This window comes from Litchfieldia alkalitelluris (assembly GCF_002019645.1).
In the GTDB taxonomy this organism is placed as follows: Bacteria; Bacillota; Bacilli; order Bacillales; family Bacillaceae_L; genus Litchfieldia; species Litchfieldia alkalitelluris.
The window spans coordinates 5,251,077-5,272,906 of sequence record NZ_KV917374.1; the positions used below are offsets into that span (position 1 = coordinate 5,251,077).

General features: G+C 37.2%; 12 protein-coding genes and 1 pseudogene. 3 read left to right on the forward strand and 10 right to left on the reverse strand.

Translation table 11 applies throughout. The annotated features are described in order from the left end of the window. The first annotated feature begins 24 nt into the window (after positions 1–24). Positions 25–1,416, forward strand: coding sequence for a M20/M25/M40 family metallo-hydrolase (locus BK579_RS24485; RefSeq protein ID WP_078550051.1), 1,392 nt, complete (start codon positions 25–27; stop codon positions 1,414–1,416). A gap of 111 nt (positions 1,417–1,527) precedes the next feature. Beyond that, the gene (locus BK579_RS24490) at positions 1,528–2,088 is read left to right on the forward strand and encodes a LysM peptidoglycan-binding domain-containing protein (protein WP_169891249.1); all 561 of its coding nucleotides are present in this window, start codon (positions 1,528–1,530) and stop codon (positions 2,086–2,088) included. Positions 2,089–2,181: 93 nt separating this feature from the next. Here the strand turns inward: BK579_RS24490 and BK579_RS25945 are convergent, their stop codons facing one another. The 8 genes and pseudogenes from BK579_RS25945 to ftsZ form a co-directional block, all read right to left on the reverse strand. After that, the gene (locus BK579_RS25945) at positions 2,182–2,814 is read right to left on the reverse strand and encodes a hypothetical protein (protein WP_204524758.1); all 633 of its coding nucleotides are present in this window, start codon (positions 2,812–2,814) and stop codon (positions 2,182–2,184) included. Positions 2,815–3,575: 761 nt separating this feature from the next. Beyond that, entirely contained in the window at positions 3,576–5,384 is a 1,809-nt protein-coding gene (gene pepF / locus BK579_RS24500) for an oligoendopeptidase F (protein WP_078550054.1), read from the reverse strand. Between the two features lie 245 nt (positions 5,385–5,629). Then, positions 5,630–7,300, reverse strand: a complete 1,671-nt coding sequence (locus BK579_RS24505) for a glycoside hydrolase family 13 protein (protein WP_078550056.1) — start codon at positions 7,298–7,300, stop codon at positions 5,630–5,632. A 308-nt stretch (positions 7,301–7,608) separates the two neighbouring features. After that, on the reverse strand, positions 7,609–8,454 hold the full coding sequence (locus BK579_RS24510) for a sugar ABC transporter permease (protein ID WP_078550058.1): 846 nt from the start codon (positions 8,452–8,454) through the stop codon (positions 7,609–7,611). A 1-nt stretch (position 8,455) separates the two neighbouring features. After that, positions 8,456–9,760 (reverse strand): sugar ABC transporter permease, encoded by a 1,305-nt coding sequence (locus BK579_RS24515; RefSeq protein ID WP_078550060.1) that lies wholly within the window; start codon positions 9,758–9,760, stop codon positions 8,456–8,458. 131 nt (positions 9,761–9,891) lie between these two features. Next, positions 9,892–11,175 (reverse strand): sugar ABC transporter substrate-binding protein, encoded by a 1,284-nt coding sequence (locus BK579_RS24520; protein ID WP_078550818.1) that lies wholly within the window; start codon positions 11,173–11,175, stop codon positions 9,892–9,894. A 744-nt stretch (positions 11,176–11,919) separates the two neighbouring features. Next, a complete protein-coding gene (locus BK579_RS24525) occupies positions 11,920–13,638 on the reverse strand; it encodes a two-component system sensor histidine kinase NtrB (protein WP_078550062.1) in 1,719 nt (572 codons plus the stop codon). A 259-nt stretch (positions 13,639–13,897) separates the two neighbouring features. Beyond that, positions 13,898–14,848, reverse strand: a pseudogene (gene ftsZ, locus BK579_RS24530) (cell division protein FtsZ); the annotation flags it as partial. Positions 14,849–15,141: 293 nt separating this feature from the next. Between ftsZ and BK579_RS24535 the strand changes: the two are divergent. Further along, positions 15,142–15,663 carry a DoxX family membrane protein gene (locus tag BK579_RS24535; RefSeq protein ID WP_078550066.1) on the forward strand — a complete coding sequence of 174 codons (522 nt, stop codon included), beginning with the start codon at positions 15,142–15,144 and terminating at the stop codon, positions 15,661–15,663. A gap of 1,140 nt (positions 15,664–16,803) precedes the next feature. Here BK579_RS24535 and BK579_RS24540 read toward each other — a convergent pair. Both BK579_RS24540 and BK579_RS24545 read right to left on the reverse strand, forming a co-directional pair. Then, positions 16,804–19,554 (reverse strand): glycosyl hydrolase 53 family protein, encoded by a 2,751-nt coding sequence (locus BK579_RS24540; RefSeq protein WP_078550068.1) that lies wholly within the window; start codon positions 19,552–19,554, stop codon positions 16,804–16,806. A 179-nt stretch (positions 19,555–19,733) separates the two neighbouring features. Next, on the reverse strand, positions 19,734–21,800 hold the full coding sequence (locus tag BK579_RS24545; protein ID WP_139365155.1) for a beta-galactosidase: 2,067 nt from the start codon (positions 21,798–21,800) through the stop codon (positions 19,734–19,736). Between the last annotated feature and the right edge of the window lie 30 nt (positions 21,801–21,830).

Genomic DNA, 21,830 nt, shown 5'->3' on the forward strand with positions numbered 1-21,830 from the left:
AAACATAATTAGGAGGTTTTATACATGACTCACCAATTGGATCAATATCGCGGCTTCACTAGTAGCATTTTGGAAGAATCGATTGAAAAACTAAAGACATATTTAAGCTTCCCTACGATTTCTGCCCAAAATACCGCCATTTTAGAAACAGTCGAATTTGTTGTAAGTATGATTGATGAGTTGGGTGGGACAACTCAAGTATTAGATGACTTAGGAGGAAATCCTGTTATTTATGGACACTTTGCGGCTGGAGATAAGGGTGATTCCTCAAAGACATTACTTTTCTATAATCATTATGATGTACAGCCTCCTGAACCACTAGATGAGTGGCATACAGAACCTTTTAATCCTACCGTTATTGATGGAACTTTATATGCAAGAGGCGCTTCTGATAATAAAGGTGACTTAGTGGCTCGACTTACTGCGATTAAAGTTTTACAAGAAACTGAAGGTGGTCTACCTTGTAATATAAAATTCATGATCGAAGGTGAAGAGGAGATTGGAAGTCCAAATCTTCCTCCATATCTCGAAAAATATAAAGATCTTTTTAATGCCGATGCTTGTATCTGGGAATTTGGTGGCAAGGATGAAAAAGAGAGAATCAGTATGGTGGCAGGGATCAAGGGAATGGCTTACCTTGAGCTAAGCTGTGTTGGCGCAGATATTGATATGCATTCTTCAGTCGGGGCTTATGTCGATAATGCAGCATGGAGACTTGTTCAAGCCCTTGCATCCATGAAAAATAAAGAAAATGAAATTTTAGTAGAAGGATTTTTTGATGGGATTATCCCACCAACTGAGGAAGAAATCGAGGCCGTAAAGAATCTTCCATTTAATGAAGATGCTGTAGCGGAACTATATGGTTTAAAGCGTCCATTAATAACCGCATCAAGGGGGAGGGACCCAAGAGAGGCAATGGTTTTTGAACCAACAATGACGATTTGTGGGATTGAGAGTGGATATACAGGACCAGGCGCAAAAACGGTTTTACCAAAAAAAGCAACAGCTAAGGTAGATTGCCGACTTGTTCCAGGTCAAGATCCAGACCATATTTTAGCATGTGTGCAAAAGCATTTACTAACGCAAGGGTTTAGCGATGTGGAGGTTTCGATGATTAATGGGCAGAAGGCTTATCGTTCCGATTATAGCCATCCCTTCGTTCATCTCGTTCAGGAGACAGCGAGAGAAGTCTATCAATCAGAGGTTGTACTAGCACCTAACTCAGCTGGCACAGGCCCTATGTTCATCTTTGGTGAATACCTTGGGCTTCCAATTGTTAGCACAGGTGTAGGTTGGGTTGGTTCCAAAGCCCATGCCCCTAATGAGTCGATAAGGTTAAAGGATTTTGAGCAAGGTGTTGTTCATATGGCATTTATGCTAGCTAGTTTACCGAAAGCACTTAGTGTTACCGCGTAATTCTTTTAATTTAATTACTATGAATCTGTCGAAATTTATCTTTTTATGTTTAACCCTCCACTTAGGAAGGTATGTATATACTGTACGATACTACTAAAGGAGGAGTTAGACATGAAAAAAAGAAAAGCTTCGAAATTTTTGGCACCCGCTGTAGCAGCTGGAATGTTGTTTGGGGCAACTGGTTTTTCAGCTAATGCCGCCACTGATACGGTAGAATCAGGTGAAACACTTTGGGACATTGCTCAGGAACATATCCTTAATGTAAATGAGTTAGTTGATCTTAATAGTAATCTAGATCCAAGAGCCATACCAGTCGGGACGGAAGTTGAGCTTCCAGGTGAAGATACGGTCACACATGTAGTTCAGCCAGGAAACACGTTATGGGGAATTGCTCAAGTATATGATGGGGTATCTGTTGATCATTTATATGATTTAAATGAGGGAGTCGATCCGTATACCTTAACAATTGGCTCTGAACTTACAGTTGTTGATTATGATAATTCCACTAACAATTCTGATGTAATTTATCATACCGTTCAACCTGGAAATACATTTTATGAGATTGCTAGTGTCTATGATGGGGTTTCAGTAGACGATATTGCTGAAGCAAATCCAACTCTAGATCCTCAAGCATTAATTATTGGTTCTCAAGTTGCTATTCCATTAAATTAATTAAAATGAGTAAAATCCTGCATATTAACATGCAGGATTTTTGTTTTGGTTTTCAATCATTAGATTGATAAAGATTTCGAAGTATTTCTAAATTTAAAATGTTTTCCATCCTCTTCCATGTAGGCCTTGAAACTGCCCTTGGAAATTCGGTCGGAATGGTTGGTTCCACCTTCTACCGTTTGGACCTGGTAGTGGTCCTTCAAAATTCGGAGGATATGGTTGATTCCATTCTCCACCATTTGGTCCTGGTAGTGGACCTTCAAAATTCGGTGGGTATGGTTGGTTCCACTCTCCTCCGTTTGGACCTGGTAGTGGACCTTCGAAATTCGGTGGGTATGGTTGGTTCCACTCTCCACCATTTGGACCTGGTAGTGGACCTTCGAAATTCGGTGGGTATGATTGGTTCCACTCTCCTCCGTTTGGACCTGGTAGTGGACCTTCAAAATTCGGTGGGTATGGTTGGTTCCACTCTCCTCCGTTTGGACCTGGTAGTGGACCTTCGAAATTCGGCGGGTATGGTTGGTTCCACTCTCCACCGTTTGGACCTGGTAGTGGACCTTCGAAATTCGGTGGGTATGGTTGGTTCCACTCTCCACCATTTGGACCTGGTAGTGGACCTTCGAAATTCGGTGGGTATGATGGATAGCCCCCTCTCATTACAGGAGGATATTGAAATTGGGGTGGTTGCGCATAATTTAAAAGAAAGCGATTATCAAAATAATTCATAGGTAACATGTATTAACCATCTCCTTAGGTAGGTATTCACACAATATACCTTATGCATCCACCTACTTTTCGTCACTATTTATCAGAAAAGCGCAGGGTACGCTTTTATAGCCCTGAAAAAGATGGAGAACTTCTTAAACGTCTAGATATAAAGAAGCAGGGCTTTTATAAGATAAGTAGTTCCGTTCCGGTGGAGGCTTACGAAATAGATACTATTTAACAGACCATGTCTGTTGTTTTTCCCTGTAAATCAACAATCGCAGTAAATTATAATAGAGGGAAAAATTACCCTTAATTCATATATAACATAGAAAACAGCTTATATAGAGGGAGAAATTTCTCTTATCTGACTAAAATACTTAAAAATAGATCATTTTGCTTTATATAAGTGGAAAAACTCCCCCTATTTTACCTCAAAACTAGCTCTAATCTGCAATTAACGGAAAAATCTCCGCTTATTTTTTATTGCTAGATACCCAATTAAGGACATGCCTTTTTATTTAAAGGAAGTCTAATGAAGGCGGGGTACTTATTTTGTTAGAACTTCATTTAGTTGAACATGACGATAAAAAAACAACGCTTAGAATTAATTATCCAAGCGTTGTTTATGCTGTATATAATATTATTTTTGATGTTAAACATATGTGTTTTCGTATGTAATTTCATCTGTTATTTTGGATATTCGCCACAGTAACGGAACTACTTATCAATAAGAGCCCTGCCTTTTTTACTATCATATTCTCTTTGATGGTGGTGGTTAATTAGAAGCTTTTTTCCAACTCATCCACTAATGATCCAACATAGGCAACAGCCTTCTTAATTGGCTCTGGAGTTGACATATCCACATTTGCAACCTTCATCAATTCAAGTGGTTTTAGTGTTCCACCTGCTTTTAATACAGATAGCCAGCGATCAACTGCAGGCTGTCCCTCTTCATTAATCATTTGAGCTGCAGCTGTTGAAGCTGTTAATCCAGCAGAATAAGTATATGGATATAACCCCATATAATAGTGCGGCTGACGCATCCACGTTAATCCAGCACCTTCATCCATTTCCACTTCATCTCCCCAGAAATTTGAAAGCAACTCGATTTTTTGTTCACAAAGGATTTTAGCTGTAATCGGTTTACCTTGGTCTGCTAATTCATATACTCGACGTTGAAGCTCACCTTCAAGTACATGTGTAACAAAATTATGGTAATACGTACCTAGTGATTGAAGAATGACCCATCGACGCATCCGGTCATCATTTGATTGTGCCAAGATATGTTGACTTAGCAACATCTCATTCATGGTTGAAGGTGCTTCAACAAAGTATCGAGATGGACGTGTATTAGAAATACGCTGATAACGACCAGCCAACGCAAAGTGCCCAGCATGGCCTAATTCATGTGCAAGTGTGAAAGCATTTCTCATTGAGTCATTCCACGTCATTAGTATGTATGGATGTACTCCGTAAGGACTTGAACAGAATGCACCAGATGATTTACCCACATTGTCAGCTAAATCCACCCAACGGTTACTCAAGCCTTCCTCCATGATTTTCATATATTCCGGGCCCATGACTTGTAATGAATCAAGAATGAGCTTTGAGGCTTCCTCATAAGTAACTTGTGGATTAAATTCAGGATCAAGTGGAGCCTTCAAATCACTATAATGCATCTTTTCTAATCCTAACACTCGTTGCTTTAGCTTAGCTAAGCGACGCATATGTGGAGCTAATTCTGTTTGAATCGTATCTAATTGATTGTGATACATTTCCTTCGTCACTTGTTGATCTGCAAGAAGCATATCTGTTACCGAATCAAATTTACGTAGTCTCGCCTCTGTAACCTGTTTATTTACTTCTGTTGCATATGTCGCAGCATATGTATTTTTATATTTTTTTAACCCATTGATAAAGGCTGCATATGCTTTTCGTCGAAGATCCGTATCAGCTGAATCCTCATATTTTGGAAACGAGTTAAAAGTTAATGGGTGCTCTTCTCCATCTTCTGTCGTAAAAGAAGAAAACTCCATATCAGATGTTTTACTTCTCTGATAAATCATATAAGGAGCATCAAGCACTTCACCAAAGGCAGCTAACACCTCTTCAGTTTCAGGAGAAAGCTTATGTGGTTTTGTTTCAATAAGGTCTGTTAATGTTTTAGAGAATTCTTTTAGATCTTGTTCATCTTGTATATATGAGTTGAGTGTTTCATCGGATAGCTCCAGAATTTCAGAATCAATAAAAGATGTGCTTGCACTCACATTTGATAACATTGAAGCAACACGAGCCGAATTGGCTTGGTTTATTGGGTCCGTCCCATCTGCTGCTTGGCGTAGATGTGCATATGTCATCACTCGTGTAACTCTTTCACTTAATTCATCCCTAGCAATTAAACAAGATAATAACGTTTTTGCACCTTCGTTTAATCGACCTTTATATTGTGTTACTGTTTGCAGATCATTCTGTACGGCAACTAATTCGTTTTCCCAATCCTCATCTGTTTCAAATAAATCCGTCAAATTCCACGTTTGTGAAACTGGAATCTCAGCACGAGTTAACGTTTTCTTCATAAGTTCTGGCATTTAACTTCTCCTCCCTTAAAATCAATCACTAATTTAATCCGAATATTTCGATAGTCGAAACTATTAACATTATTATATACTGTTTGAATGGTGCCTGTCACCACCCGGAATTTGTCGAATACTTAGCGGTGACAGTGGCACCACCCTAAGTTTGTCGAACTCTGGCAACCGTCAGCAAAGAGGCTTGTTACTATATAAAAAAACTAAGACCATTGAAAGTCTTAGTTCTTCTAAGTTATACCTATTTACTTCTCAAGACGATATACTCTTGCTTCAAAAGGCTTTAAGTTTATTGATGCGTCTAAATCAGTTTGTTCAGTTGTGTAATTTGATAATAATAGCTCACTAGATGCAAATTTTATCTTCTTTGGAAGAGTCCATTTCACATGCTCGTTAAATAAATTACAAATGACTAACACTTGGCCTGCTTCACTAGTTCTTGTATATGCATACACTTTTTTATGCTTTTCATTAACTACATCGTAATTACCATATACAAGAGCTTCGTTTTCTTTTCGAATCCGAATAAGGCTCTTATAATAGTTTAAGATGGACTGTGGATCATTTAGCTGCTTCTCGACATTAATTTCAGTATAATTTGGGTTCACGCCAAGCCAAGGAGTTCCTGTTGAGAAACCTGCCTGATTACTATCGTCCCACTGCATAGGAGTTCGGCTATTATCACGGCCATTTTCCCAAATGATTTTCATTACATCTTCATGAGGAGTGCCCTTGGCCGTTTCAATTCGATAGTAATTCACCATTCCAACATCGTTATATTCTTCAATTGAATTGAATTTAACATTAGTCATTCCAATTTCTTGACCTTGATAAATAAAAGGAGTCCCCTGCATTAAGAAATACATAGTTGCAAAGCTTTTTGCACTCTCATTATGAAATTCCTTATCATTCCCCCAAGTCGATACACTTCTTGGTTGGTCATGATTTTCAAGGAATAATGCGTTCCAACCACAATTTTCAAGTCCCTTTTGCCATTTCGTCAATGTTCGACGAAGTGAATTCAAATCAAATCCACTGTTATTTTTCTTCTTCCAAAGACCAAGATGCTCAAATTGGAAAATCATATTAAACTTACCGTTCTCTTCCCCAACCCAATCATCTGCTTGATGAAGAGCCACACCATTTGCTTCACCAACTGTCATAATATCATATTTAGCAAAGGTTTCTTCTTTTAATTCATTTAAATACTCATGAATGCCTTCACGATTCATATGACCTTCCATTGATGAAACATAATCTAACTTTCTTGGATTCGGTAGATCAGGTAATCCTGCATTTTTTTTAATATGACTAATTGCATCAACACGGAATCCATCGATCCCCTTATCTAGCCACCAATTAACCATATCATAAAGGGCATGACGAACCTCTGGTACTTCCCAGTTTAAATCAGGCTGCTTTGTAGAGAAGATGTGCATATAGTATTGTTCTGTTTTCTCATCATATTCCCAAGCTGGACCGGAGAAAATACTTTCCCAGTTGTTCGGTTCTTTTCCATCTTTAGGATCTCTCCAAATATACCAGTCTCTTTTAGGATTGTCCTTTGATGATCTAGACTCAATAAACCACGGATGTTCATCAGATGTATGATTAATTACTAAGTCTAAGATTAGCTTCATACCTCGTGCATGAACCTCATTCAACAGACGATCAAAGTCCTCCATCGTACCAAACTCATCCATAATATCCTGATAATCGGAGATATCATACCCATTATCATCATTTGGAGATTTATACATAGGACAGATCCAAATCACATCAATTCCTAAGTCTTTAATATAATCTAATTTTTCAATTACACCTTGTAAGTCACCAATTCCATCACCATTGCTATCCTTAAAACTACGAGGATATACCTGATATGCAACTGTTTCCTTCCACCATACTTTTTTCATTGGTTCACACTCCTTGTTGACACACCTTTTTTGGATAAAGTCCGTTCATGTAATGTAAGTAATGATCTTTAGAAGTCCCTCTCCAACTAGAGGTTGCCACATAGGGAGCAGGTATCAATTTATAAATTTATCCTTACTCCCATCATTTAAATTGTTTTAATTGTAAGTCGGTAAATTATATCAACTATCCGGTTGTAACCATCAAGAGTAATAGAGTTGAGTATAAAAAGAGCGCAACTCCCATTATCCATAATATAACAGTTATTATTTTAAAATGCTTCAACATTTCAAATCACCTTCTTACTTAATTATCCTTTTTCAGCTCCTGCAGTCATACCTTCAACAATATATCGTTGGAAAACAAAGAACAGCACCATAAGTGGAATCGATATCAGAACTGCCCCTGCTGCGAAAACAGTAAAGTTATTATTTTCTTGACCAGATACTAACGTGAACAATCCTTGCGCTAGTGTCCAGTTACTACTTGAACGTAGAATAACTTCTGCCATGATAAAATCCATACTTGCTCCAATGAAACTATTAAATGCAATAAACGAGATGATTGGCAAAGCAAGTGGTAACATTACCTTTGCAAAAACCTCCATATTTGAAGCACCATCAATTCTTGCTGCTTCCATTAAACTGTTAGGAATCCCATCAAAGAACCCTTTAACAATCCATGTATTAAACGCAACACTTCCTGCTGCTAAAACTAAAACATAACCAAGATGAGTATCTAATAATCCAAATGCACCTAATAGAGTATAAATTGCAATCATACCCATGATTGTTGGGAACATTTGAAGAATAATAATAGCCATAAGACCTTGTCTTTTACCCTTAAATCTAAATTTCGAGAATGCGTAGCCAGATAATACCCCAAAGACAGTTGAGATCAACATATTAGCTGTTGCCACTAAAATTGTATTTTTATACCATGTAACATATTGATATTTATCAAATAAGTCACTATAATGGCTCCAAGTCCATTCTGCAGGACTAGGAAAAATCTTTGAAGAGTGTAATGATTCACCAGGATTAACAGACCCAATAAATATGAAATACACAGGGAATAAACAAATTATTACTAAAGCTACTAAAATACCGTAAACGATAACCATATTAATAGCCTTTTTTACTTTAGGATTAAACATATTAATGTGCATCCCCTTTCAACGCTTTTGTATTTCTTAAATTGAAATACGCAAACAGTGCAATGATTAAGAAGACAACAACAGCAACAGCGGATGATATCGCATATTGACCATTATTCAATGTCATTTTGAAGATCCATGATAATAAGATATCTGTATGACCTGCATAGGTATAATCTGCATTTACAGGATTACCTTCTGTCATTAAATAAATAAATGTTAATTGATTAAAGTTAAACGCAAATGTAAAGACCATTAACGGAACAGCTGCAACCATAACGATCGGGAAAGTGATATGTTTGAACTGTTGAATGATTGTTGCGCCATCAACTTCTGCTGCTTCATACAACTCTTTACTAATAGTTGTTAATACAGCAGTAAATAACGCCATCCAGAATGGGAATCCTAACCATAGGTTCGTTAATAATATCGCCGCTTTAGCCCACATCGGATCTGATAACCATCCAACCGATGGAATTCCTACGCTATTAAGCATTTTATTAATAACACCAAATTCTCCGTTATACATATTTCTGAAAATCAAAATACTAACGAAACCTGGTACAGCCCAAGGAATAATATATATATTTCTCCAAAACTTAGTGAACTTCACTACTTTTTGCGATAAAACAACGGCTACAAATAATCCTGCAAAAACGACTAACACTGTCGATAGTACTGCCCAAACAACTGTCCAAGAAAATACACCTACGAACGTTCCTCGCCATGAATCCATTGAAAATAGTCTTACAAATTGATCTAGACCTACCCAATCAACCAATGCTTTTGGAGGTAAATAATTTGGAGAAGAGTAATTTGTAAAAGCTATTAAAGCGGTATATACAAGTGGGAAAACAGTCAAAAGTATCATACAAATAGCAGTTGGTGTGATTAAAATATATGGGAATCCATTATCCCAAATACTTTTCATACTTTGTTTAATATTATTGATTTTTGCTCCTTGCTCACGAAGCTTACCAACTAGGAATGCATCACGAACACTTAAATAATAAATGGTAAAAATAAATACAAGAGCGATAATTACCAATAGACCTTCTGCCATCAGTAAGATGGAATGATCACCCGGATCTACAACTCGACCTCTTTGTCTTACCTGTGGAGTATCACCTAATGTGATAATGCCCCATAAACCATGAATAACTGTTTTTGTGAAAAAGACTAATACAATTAGCTCAAATGCAGCCCATAATCCACCCTTAATATACTGCTTGTTATAAATTTGCCCAAGCCCCATAAAGATGACAGATAACACCGCTGCAATTTTACTATGTTTCTTTTCTGACATTAAAAAGACCCCCCTAAAAGCGTCTGCAAGAATTATGTTTAAAAACAAGGTCAGTAAGACGAGTTTGTGGAAAATCCTCAAATCAATCTTACTGACCAATTAAAGTTTTACGTCAATATTAGTATCTAAAATTATTGTTGTTGTTCAGAAATAGCTGTTTTAATTGTTTCAACTGCGTTATCTAACGATTTTTGAACATCAGCCTTGTTATTCCACATATCTGTTACAGCAGCATGAATTGGATCCCAAATTAGTGGCATTTCAGGAACGTTTGGCATTGGTACTGCATTTGTTGCTTGCTCTAAGAAAGCAACTGAAACAGGGTTTTCCTTAATTGTTTCATTTTCAAGTAATTCAGTTCTTGGTGGTAGTGCACCAGTTACTTCATAGCTTCTTAAAAGGTTTTCTTCATTTGTAATGAATTGTGCTAATAATGAAGCAGCGTCAGGGTATTCAGTATAAGCATTAACATAGAATCCACGTGTTCCTGAGAAACTTGATTGTGGCGTTCCATCAACTGTTGGTAGTGGAGCTACTTTGTAATTCACACCAGCACTAGTATATCCAGGTGCTGCCCATGGTCCATTAATGTCAAATGCAAGTTTACCTTCATTAAATAAAGCTGTACGTACATCATAAGTGATATCTTCTGTCTTCATACCAGGGATAATTTCGTCACGAATACGTAAAAATTGTTCAAGTGCTTTTACAGAACCTTCATTATTTAAACCAATATCTGTTACATCTGTGTTATTGTCACCAAATACATACCCACCGTTAGCTCCAACTAATCCATATTGGAAGTAGAAGTTAGCAGGCTCCATCATGAAACCATAAGTATCATCACCAGTTAATTCAGAAGCCACGTTAATTAACTCATCCCAAGTTTGTGGAGCTTCTTTTACTAAATCAGCGTTGTAATATAATGCATATGTTTCAATTCCAGCTGGGTAACCATATAATACATCCTCAAATGAAGTCGCTTGAATAGCACCCTCCATGAATTCTTCTTGATACTCTTCTGGCCAGAAGTTTTCAAGAACTAGACCAGCTGAGATTGCTCTACCAATACGGTCATGTGTTGAACCAAATACATCTGCTGCAAGTCCTGATGGACCATCTGTTGCTAAACGTTCTGGAGCTTCTTCTTGAGTTACTTCCTCAACTGTAACAGGTATGCCATACTCTTCAGTGAACTTTGCTGCAACCTCTGTAGCCCACTCAAGTTGTTGATCACCATCACTCCATAAAGTTAACTCTGCTCCTTCTTCAGGAACTACTTCAAAGTCTGTCGCTGTGTCTTCTGCATCGTTGTTACCTGTGTCAGTATTTCCTTCTGTTTCATCTTGTGATCCACAAGCTACTAATGTAAACACGATTCCAAGCACTAGGAAAATAGATAATAATTTTTTCATCATTGCTTTCCACCTCTAGTTTTTAATTTATAATTTAAGTTAAGTTAAGTATTTTATATACGAACAACTTTTTCTTTTATTTCACCCCCTTAAAATAAGTAAGCGTTTTACAAAACACTCAAAAATATTTAAACACTATTCTTTGATTTAACACATAAAACAGTCATCGTTAATTTACGCAACCGTTTGCTCAAACGTTTCAAAGATTACATAACGATTCTACTCATCTAACTACACCAAATTTATTCAGTGTTAAGTATAGTTCAATCATTTATAGGTTATCCCTAAGCAAAACTTTACCACACTTTGTTTATTCAGTGCAATCGTTTTCTCAAAAGACAAATGAAGTTCTACTAATCTCTCACTTAAAGTGCAAAATTACCATAACAACATATAATCCCAAGTTGTAATTGATTGTTACTGGTTGCAAATGATTGTTTTTACTAGTTTAGATAATAACACAGAATTAAAACAAAGTGCAAGCGGTTACTCAAATGATTTTTTTACCAATTCCAACTTAAAATTAAAGAGTTACTATTAATTTTTATATGAAATTAATAAACTTATAGTATCATAGCAAATTAATTAAGTGCAAGCGGTTCCCTTTAGAATATACTTATCACTTTTTATCTTGATTTATGCAGATTTTCTTAAAATTTTTCATGTATTCTTATTACATAAGGGAACAGTACGCAAAAAACAGTGTAATATAGTAATTAATACACTGTTTTTTAATAATCATTTTTACTCTTTTATAGGCAAAGATATCATGAATGTAGTACCCATTTCATTAGATTGAAGTTCTATTTTCCCACCATGATTCTCAATTATTCGTTGAACGATCGTTAATCCTAAGCCTGTACCATTGTCCTTTGTTGTTTGAAATGGGTCAAAGATGGTTTTCTGTAACTCTTTCGGAATACCTGGCCCATTATCTTTGATAAATAATTGATACATTCCATCAATTACATCTGAATATATCTTTATCCAGCCTTTTTCACCGATGGCTTCACTACTATTTCTAAAGAGGTTATAAAATACCTGTGTCATTTGCTTTGGGTCGACCATTAGTTTTGCCTTTGTCATATTCACCGAAAAACGAATATCTTGATTCGTGACACTTGAATCAAATAGAGGAAGAATCTCTTTAACCAATGATTCAAGACAGACTTCTTTTATTATAGGAGCACCTGGTTTAGCAATTAGAAGCATATCATCAATAATTGTATCAATACGCTTAAACTCTTTTAACAGTAACGGAAGTTGGAATTTATCTCTTTCATGATCCTTTAAGGAGACATTCATCAGTGATACAAAGCCCTGGATTACAGTTAATGGATTTCTGATTTCATGTGCAGCACCCGCAGCTAATTGCCCTAGCAATGCTAGTTTTTCAGATTGGTAAATCCGCTTTTCAAGCTCATCCGTGTCAGTAATATCGATAAAATAAATGATACGACCTATTAATTGCTCATATTGATCAATCAGCTTTGTTTGTGACATTAAGAGAAGATGTTTCACTTCCCCAACAGTATAATACACTTTGTTATTCTGGTAAGTTTCCCTTGTCCCTACATTCTTCCAGAACTCATGATTTAGCTCAGGATTACTGATAAGAAATTCCATGACTTGATTACTATTCAAATTCAACAATTTAGCGGCGGATGTATTCAAATCGATTGATGAAGTTTGATGATCAATCGTGATTACTCCTACAGGAAGTGAATCCAGAATCTGTTCTCGGTGTATTTTATCCTTTGATATCTTTTCGTATAAACGGAAATTATTACGAAAAGTAATTGATAGCAGGATGATGATAAAAGTAAAAATGAATACACCAAATATAGGGTGTTCATGCTGCAATAACGTAATCAAAATATATGAACCAGCTAGTGTAATAAAATAGATTAATAGCGTATCATTTAAGAAGCTCTTAATTACGGTGATAAACTGTTTCTTCGAAGCTAAATAAAAATAAGGAATTAATAAAACCATATTAACGATAAAGTACGATAAAAGGGAAACCAGAAAAGGGAAACTATGGTCTAGAATTACTCCATTAATTGCTCCACCAAGTTTCACATATATATTATATGTACAAGTGATCATCATGGTATAAATGGAAAAATTAAAGATATGTTTCCACCATTGTACTTTTCTCCGAATTGCACTAAATATAATGGTACAGACCAATAGGGTCAAAAGAGTAGTTTCTAGCCCAAAAATAAATAATGTAGCTATATACAATGCTGTATCCATCGAGAGAAATAATAAGTTCCCTTTTGGTGGTTTAGGTATATAAAAATAGTCAGAAAGAATAATCCCTAAAGCAATAACCAAAAATAGAGAAATTTCTATATTAGTAATTGGGAACTGAATTTGAAACAGAAAGGTTACGATGCCTAAAATCATGATGACAAATAAATATCGATTAGTAATTATTTTTAAATTAAATCCAACCAAGCAAACCCACTCACTCCCACATAAAAAACATGATACTATAGTATTCTAGTTTATATAGCACACTAAAGCAATAAACATAAAAGAATGAATGAATTTAGCTTTGCCCGGTAATTTTCACACTTAAATTGTTACATTTATAGTTAGCCTCTTAATCTAATTACTCGCCTAAAAATGCGTTTATTTTTTATAGTTTACTAACTATTCATTCTTACTCATTTTCCCATAGAATCGATTACTTTCAATTAAATTATTGTTTCTATTCCCCAAATCCAGTTGCTATTACTGTAACAATGATCTCATCCTTTAAATTCTCATTGATAACTGAACCGAAAATCATGTTCACATCTTCATGTGATGTCGATGATACAATACCGGCTGCTTCCTGAACCTCAAAGAGACTTATGTTTTTCCCACCTGTAATATTAATGATTACACCCTTTGCACCATGAATGGAGGTTTCTAACAAAGGACTGTTTATCGCTTTTTGTGCTGCTTCTACTGCGCGCTCTTCTCCTTGTGCTATTCCAATCCCCATTAAGGCAGTCCCTTTATGTGACATGACGGTCTTAATATCCGCAAAATCCAAATTAATTAAGCCAGGAACAGCTATTAAATCCGATATCCCTTGTACACCTCTCCGTAGGACATTATCTGCTTCACGAAAGGCATGGAGCATGGGTGTGTTTTTATCTACAACTTCTAAAAGTCTCTCATTCGGAATGATGATTAATGTATCTACAGCTTCCTTCATCGCTTGAATTCCTTGCTCAGCATTTATCGCTCGTCGATGACCCTCAAACCTAAAAGGTCGAGTTACCACTCCAATGGTTAACGCCCCCATCTGCCGGGCAATATCTGCGACTTCAGGTGCGGCCCCAGTTCCTGTTCCACCACCCATTCCAGCAGTGATAAATACCATATCTGCTCCCTGCAGGACATCTTCAATTTCTTGTTTACTCTCCTCGACCGCCTTTTTACCTATTTCAGGGTTGGCCCCTGCACCTAACCCCCTAGTTAATGAAGCTCCAATTTGAATTGTCTTTTCCGCCTTCGATAGATTAAGAGCTTGTCCATCTGTATTGATCGCAATGAACTCGACCCCCTCTACACCATCTTCAATCATTCGGTTTATGGCATTATTCCCACCTCCACCAACTCCAACAACCTTAATCCTAGCTAACTGATCTATATCTTGATAGAATTCAAACATTTAATTACCTCCTAAATTAACAACACTTTTAGAACCTTCTATATAAGATTCGCATTTTCATCTCTATTTTTGTTAGTTTCTTGGAATTTGTTACTTAATTGGATTAGTAGTCATTTCACTGTTACATTCAAACAGTAATTGTAACATTTACACTATACATGTAATGGTAAGTTCACAACTTATTGAACAATATGTGAAAGTATTCACATATATATTGTGAATACTTTCACATGGTTATATAATTCAGACATAGAGATAAATAAAAAATAAAAGTTACTAAGGAGAGGATCAAGATGATCAACACTTTTATAAGAGAAAACACTATTGCAGCAGGGATTTTAGCAGTAATAAGAGTGTACCTAGGTTGGAGCTGGATGACAGCAGGTTGGGGTAAGATCACAGGTGGTGGCTTTGATGCTGCTGGATATTTAAATGGAGCGCTAGCAAACCCCGTCGCTGATAAAGCAACAGGTGCAGCCGTTTATCCAACATATAATGCATTCATTGAAGGGGTGGCCTTACCAAACGTCGGAATGATTAACTTCTTAATTCCATGGGGAGAGTTCTTAGTAGGTTTAGGGTTAATCCTAGGATGTTTAACAACAGCGGCTATGTTCTTTGGTCTTATGATGAACTTTATGTTCATGTTTGCAGGAACAGTGAGCACAAACCCATTTATGATTTTAATCGGTGTTATTATTTTAGCAGCTGGTGCAAATGCAGGAAAATATGGAGCTGATTATTATGTACTTCCATATTTAAGAAAAGTAACAAAACTTGGAGTTAATAGAGGAACTACTACAGACGTTGCTTGACCTCTCTATTGCGCCAGACTCCCTCATTGCAAATGGTAATGAGGATGGGGACTTTTTGAGAGATAACTAATATATATAATTATTCCAAACGCCGAACTGAAATCTTCGGCGTTTTTTATTTTGTTCATTCTAAAAAATGCTTGGTATAGGAATTCCACTCTCACTGCAACTCACGCGCACGATACCTTGGAAATCATAAATCCTCCTCGTTGAAAGAGCCTGTAAGAACTTCTCTGCACCGTTTATATGTTTCTTTAAATATGAGTTAAATTGGATTACATAAGAGTGTTGCATTCCTAAGTTCAGACAGCTTCAGAGTCAGATGCGGAAAGTTGACTGAACCAAGCAAACTTCGGACAGCTTTAGGGCTCAGACAGAAAGAGCTATCTGAACTTAAACTAACTTCGGATTCTTCAAGCTCCAGACAGGGAAAGCTGTCCGAACACAAGCCGACTTCGGACAGCTTTAGGACTCAGACAGAGAAAACCGTCCGAACACAAGCTAACTTCGGACAGCTTCAGCACTCAAACGGAGAAAGCTGTCCGAACACAAGCCAACTTCGGACACCTTCAGCCTCCTTACAGAGAAAACTGTCCGAACACAAGCCAACTTTGGACACCTTCTGCGCTCAAACGGAGAAAGCTGTCTGAACACAAGGCCACTTCGGACACCTTCAGCGCTCAAACGAGTCAAGCTGTCCGAACCTATGCTAACTTCGGACAGCTTTAGGACTCAGACAGAGAAAACTGTCCGAACATAAGTTAACTTCGGACAGCTTCAGCACTCAAACGGAGAAAGCTGTCCGAACACAAGCCAACTTCGGACACCTTCAGCCTCCTTACAGAAAAAGCTGTCCGAACACAAACCAACTTTGGACAGCTTCAGCGCTCAAACGAGGAAAGCTGTCCGAACCTATGCCAACTTCGGACAGCTTCAAGCTCCAGACAGGGAAAGCTGTCCGAACACAAGCCAACTTCGGACACCTTCAGCCTCCTTACAGAGAAAGCTGACTTCCCGTCAGTTTCTGGATACCAATTCCGCGTGGATTTAGTGCAGTCTATATATTAACAAAAACACCCCCAATAAAAAATAAACCCCATCTCTTACATAACATAAGAGATAGGGTCTATTTAGTTAACACTAATTATGCTTTAGTCTTCTTTTGTATAAAATGAATGAACCTAACGCCATTAACATCAATCCGATTAATAAAGCATTATACATGCTTGTTGCAGTGTTTGGTAATGCTTTGCCTTCTTCTTTAGCCTCCTTGGAATCATCAGTATTCGTCGTATCTGGAACATCTACACTTGGTGTTTGTTCCTTATCATCATTACCTGATTCAACTGGATCCGTTTCTCCTGGTTCTTGCCCTTCGTTTCCTTCTTTCTCTGGAGCTGGTTCATTTTCTTCCGGAGTTTGCACTGGATCTGGATCCACTACATCGTCTTGTCCACCATCATAATCAGCTACACGGTATAAATAGAAATCATCTAATGTTCCCCATGCACCTGCATCAGCTTTGATGCTTGCCCCAATTGTGATTGTTCCATCTAGAACAAGAACATCATTGATCGCTGGATTTTGCCAATTCACCCAACCATTTACTGCTGTTTCAGCTGTGTGATTTTCTTCAGTGGTGTTTGCATAGAGATACATTTCAGAATTATGCGCATCTCCACCTTGCAGAAACATTGAAAGATTGTAATATCCTGGTTCTAATCCAGTAATCGTTTGCTCTACCTTAAAGTTAACTTGTTCACCGGAGTAGAAGTGTAAAGAATATTCTCCTGTTCTAGCATCCGAAGCTTTTTGTTGGAAGCTAGTGTGTGCTTCGACGCCTTCCTCATAAGTAATCGTCCACATACTACGGTCGCTACCTTCGAAGCTTGAGTTACTCACATAATTTTCCGGGTTAATCTTAAGATGGGCCTTTACAGTTGATCCATCTTCCACAACACCGTCAATGACATAAGTTCCAACTCCATTACTTATTGCCTGTTCAAGAGCTGATTGATCCCAAGTAACTGAGGTTGTTCCTTCACTTCCATCATTATATGTTACCGTCACAGTGCTCGGTAAAGTGATATCTTCACCTAAAATAGCATTTACTGTAATATTTTTAATTTCGTCAATTTTTAACGGAGCAACAGCACCCGTTTCAACATATTTAAACACATTTAAAGAAGGTAATGGATTTCCATTAAAATCGAATAAGGCTTGATTATCTACTGCAGTACCTCCATACCATGCACCTGCATCATGTGGATCGTATTCTGCAGCATAGCTTGTTGCCCATCCTGAACCATACTGCTCCCAAATAGCCTTGTTTTGTTCTAGGTTTTCTGCCGGTCCAACTGGAAGCCATGCTGGTTCCCAATAAAATACACCAATACCCGCTTCTCCAACATTCACAACCGCTTCAATTACATCTCTAACTGCAGTTGCTTGGCCTTGAACTGTTATTGGGTAATTTAAAGTTTGGCCAGAATCCTTTGGAGCCGTATTTCCATGACCATCTCCATCTTCAGCAGTGTATGCATAAGATGTTTCAGCCACCATTACTTGTTTACCATACGTATTAGCCACATTTTTCAATACTGATGTTAAGTTACTTAATGTACCATGCCAGAAAGGATAATAAGAACTTGCAAATACATCATAATCAACACCATTGCTATCAAGAGTTTCTGCAATTGATGCATATCTACCAGAAGTCTCTGGGTTCGTAAAATGTAAAGCTACTAAAATAGTAGGATCTAATTCTCTAATTGCTCTACTACCCTCATTAAATAGAGCACTCATCTTCGTCCAGTCACTTTCCCCTGCAACGGCACCGTTTGTTTCATTACCCACCTGAACCATTCCGATGTCAATTCCTTCATCAATCATGGCTTGTAGACTTTCTTTTGTATAAGTATATAATGCTTCTTTCTTGTCCTCGAAGCTTAAATCCTTCCAAGCTTTTGGTGCCTGCTGTTTAGCAGGATCTGCCCAAAAGTCAGAGTAATGGAAGTCAACCAATAGCTTCATTCCATTTTCCGTGGCTCTTTTCCCAATTTCAATGGCTGTTTCTAAGTCGTTATTTCCACCACCATACCCATTACCCTGGGTATCATAAGGGTCGTTCCATACGCGAACTCGAATATAGTTTACTCCTGAATCAGCTAGTGTAGTGAAAATATCCTGCTCTTGCCCTTCTTCATTGTAAAATTTCACACCACTATTTTCTAAGGCAATAATACTAGAATTATCGACACCTTTGATAAAGTCTTCATTTAATCCATCGACTCTTTCTACGAAAATATCGGCGTCAACTGGTTGTGGTAAATCGCCATTACCGTTTAGTGATACTAATTGAAAACTATCTAAATAACCCCAAGCATTTGGTGATCCAGAAACAGTTGCTCCTACCTGAAGATCAGACGTATCTTCTGTTAAATCAAAACTCAAAGTAACTGTACCCCAATTTCCCCAACCTGTTGTTGAAACTGTTTCGACTGAGTCTATCCCAGCAAATAGGCTCACATGACCAGCTGCATCATCAGTTCCACCCATTGATTTTATAGATAACTCATAACTTCCAGCTGGAAGTGTCGGGATCGTTTGTTTTACTGTAAGCTCACTATCACTAGTTGCTGTGTCTTTAATCCAATAATTTAATGAAGACACACCATCTGTGGCTGCATCTGTTTTGGGATTAATTTCAACGTTATCCCAATTTGTTTCAATCGTCCATGAACCATCCCAAATGTCTGCTTCAAATCCGCCATTTGTTATGTAATTCTTAGACGTATTGGCTGAAGTACTGTTTGGAGTGTTGATAAAAAATGAACTAAACACCATAACAAAAGCTAAAAGTATTGCCACATTCTTCTTACTATTCCCCATATTTTCCTCACCTTTACAATAAATTTCTTTGGATAAACTATTACTATATTAATAAACTTACTCATAGTAAGCGTTTCCACATAATTGGTAGAATACCGCTGGTAATAGAAGACTCTACAACAGTCATTACCAGCGGCGTTATCTAACTTTCAAGGGGGAAACTCCCCCGTTCTTCATAATTAGCTTTTTGATTTCTCTACGATTCTTACTTCATACTTTTCTAACTTAACTTCCCCAGAAATTTCTTCACCTGTAATTAAGTCTTTAACAACTGAGTCAAATCTTACAAGTTGATTTTCTTCAGTAAAGTTCATGACGAATAAATAGTCACTTTCAGGAGCTTGACGAATTTGTACAGAAACTCCTTCACCATGTTCTACTGAAGCAACTGGTTCAAGAGATAAATCACTTATTAACCCTTGATAAAAATCTTGTTGGAATGCATGCTCAAAACGTCCACCAATATAATAAGCTTTTCCAGCTTCAAATTGATGGCTCGTTACTGCAGGAGTATTGGCATAAAAATCATCTACATAGATACCATCTACATTTGCTGTATCTACTTTAATAACCGTTGCATAATCCTTTAATTGATAGGTTTTACCATTATACGTGACAGAGTTTTGATCTTTTGGATATAAAGTATCTGTTTCAACTGGTTTCACACCAAAAATTTCTTGAAGATCTTTGTGCCACCCACCTAAATAGGTTAAATCATACTCATTTACAAACCCACTAATATAAGTCATAACGAGCGTACCGCCATCCGCAACAAACGTCTTCAAACGTGCGATCGTTTCTTCACTTACTAAATAAAGCATCGGCACAATCAAAAGTTTATAAGATGAAAAGTCCTGTTCCTTTGTGATCACATCAACTGGAATATCTTTTTCCCAGAAAGCTTTATAATGCTGCTGAAGCGTTTGTGGATATAGCTTCGTTTTTTTTCCAAATCCTTGCGCATCATTAAGGGCCCAGTTACTTTCCCAATCATAAAGAACTGCCACATCTGCCGGACGGTTCGTACCAATTACATCATTTAATTTCTCTAATGTCTGCCCTACTTTAGCCACTTCTTGAAACACACGGTTTTCTGAACTATTATCATGATCCACAACAGCACCATGAAATTTTTCTGAAGATCCACGTGATTTACGCCATTGGAAATACAGAATACTATCAGATCCATGTGCGATCATTTGCATTGATGATAATAAGTGCATACCTGGACGTTTTGCTTTATTCACATCATGCCAGTTAACTCCACTTGGTGTAGATTCCATTAACAGAAATGGTTGCTGTTTCAGACTTCTATATAAGTCATTAATAAATGCAACCTTAGAAGCTAGACTAGCTGTACTTTCCCAATCATTATGCCAAGCTGGATACGCGTCCCAGCTAATGACATCAAGATGTTTAGCGAACTTACTATAATCAAGTGCTTGGAATGGAATCAAATCATGTGTGTCTGCCATAAAGTTCGTCGTAATAGGAATTGAAGGAGTTAACTCCCTTAATGGAACAATCTCATTTTTATAAAAAGAAATCGTCTGGTCCGTAACAAACCTACGCCAATCTAAATTTAATCCATGAACCATATTTTCTCCGATTGGAGACGGTGACTCAACTTGTGACCAATCAGTAATTGTATGACTCCAAAACGGTCCCCACCAAGCATCATTTAAAGCTTTCAGATCATTATTATACTTCTCTTTCACCCATGCTCTAAATGCTGTCTGACACTTTTCACAATGACATTCTCCACCATACTCATTGGATATATGCCACATTAAAAGTCCAGGATGATTTCCATATCTTTCTGCTAATAAGCGATTCATTTCTTGTGTCTTTTCACGATAAACTTCTGATGTAAAGCAATGATTATGCCTTCCACCATGAAGTTGTTTGACTCTTGCACCATTAACCCGAAGGACTTCAGGATATTTCTGAGACATCCAAGCAGGACGAGCCCCACTTGGCGTTGCTAAAATGACTTTTCCTCCGATACCATGGATATTTTCGAAAATCTCATCTAGCCATTCGAAATTGTATACTCCCTCTTCAGGCTCAAGTGCAGCCCAAGCAAAGATCCCTACCGAAAATGTATTTGTATGTGATAACTTCATTAACTTTACGTCATCACTTAAAATATCAGGTCTGTCTAACCATTGATCAGGATTGTAGTCTCCGCCATGAAGCATAAAATTCGCATTTGTCACATATGTTTTTTCATGTTTTGACATAATAATCTCCTTCTATCACTTTATTTCTCATTC

Coding starts and splice junctions, on each gene's coding strand:
- BK579_RS24490 (WP_169891249.1), top strand. CDS start 1,528: ATGAAAAAAAGAAAAGCTTCGAAATTTTTGGCACCCGCTGTAGCAGCT.
- BK579_RS24515 (WP_078550060.1), bottom strand. CDS start 9,760: ATGTCAGAAAAGAAACATAGTAAAATTGCAGCGGTGTTATCTGTCATC.
- BK579_RS24505 (WP_078550056.1), bottom strand. CDS start 7,300: ATGAAAAAAGTATGGTGGAAGGAAACAGTTGCATATCAGGTATATCCT.
- BK579_RS25945 (WP_204524758.1), bottom strand. CDS start 2,814: ATGAATTATTTTGATAATCGCTTTCTTTTAAATTATGCGCAACCACCC.
- BK579_RS24540 (WP_078550068.1), bottom strand. CDS start 19,554: ATGGGGAATAGTAAGAAGAATGTGGCAATACTTTTAGCTTTTGTTATG.
- BK579_RS24520 (WP_078550818.1), bottom strand. CDS start 11,175: ATGAAAAAATTATTATCTATTTTCCTAGTGCTTGGAATCGTGTTTACA.
- BK579_RS24535 (WP_078550066.1), top strand. CDS start 15,142: ATGATCAACACTTTTATAAGAGAAAACACTATTGCAGCAGGGATTTTA.
- pepF (WP_078550054.1), bottom strand. CDS start 5,384: ATGCCAGAACTTATGAAGAAAACGTTAACTCGTGCTGAGATTCCAGTT.
- BK579_RS24510 (WP_078550058.1), bottom strand. CDS start 8,454: ATGTTTAATCCTAAAGTAAAAAAGGCTATTAATATGGTTATCGTTTAC.
- BK579_RS24485 (WP_078550051.1), top strand. CDS start 25: ATGACTCACCAATTGGATCAATATCGCGGCTTCACTAGTAGCATTTTG.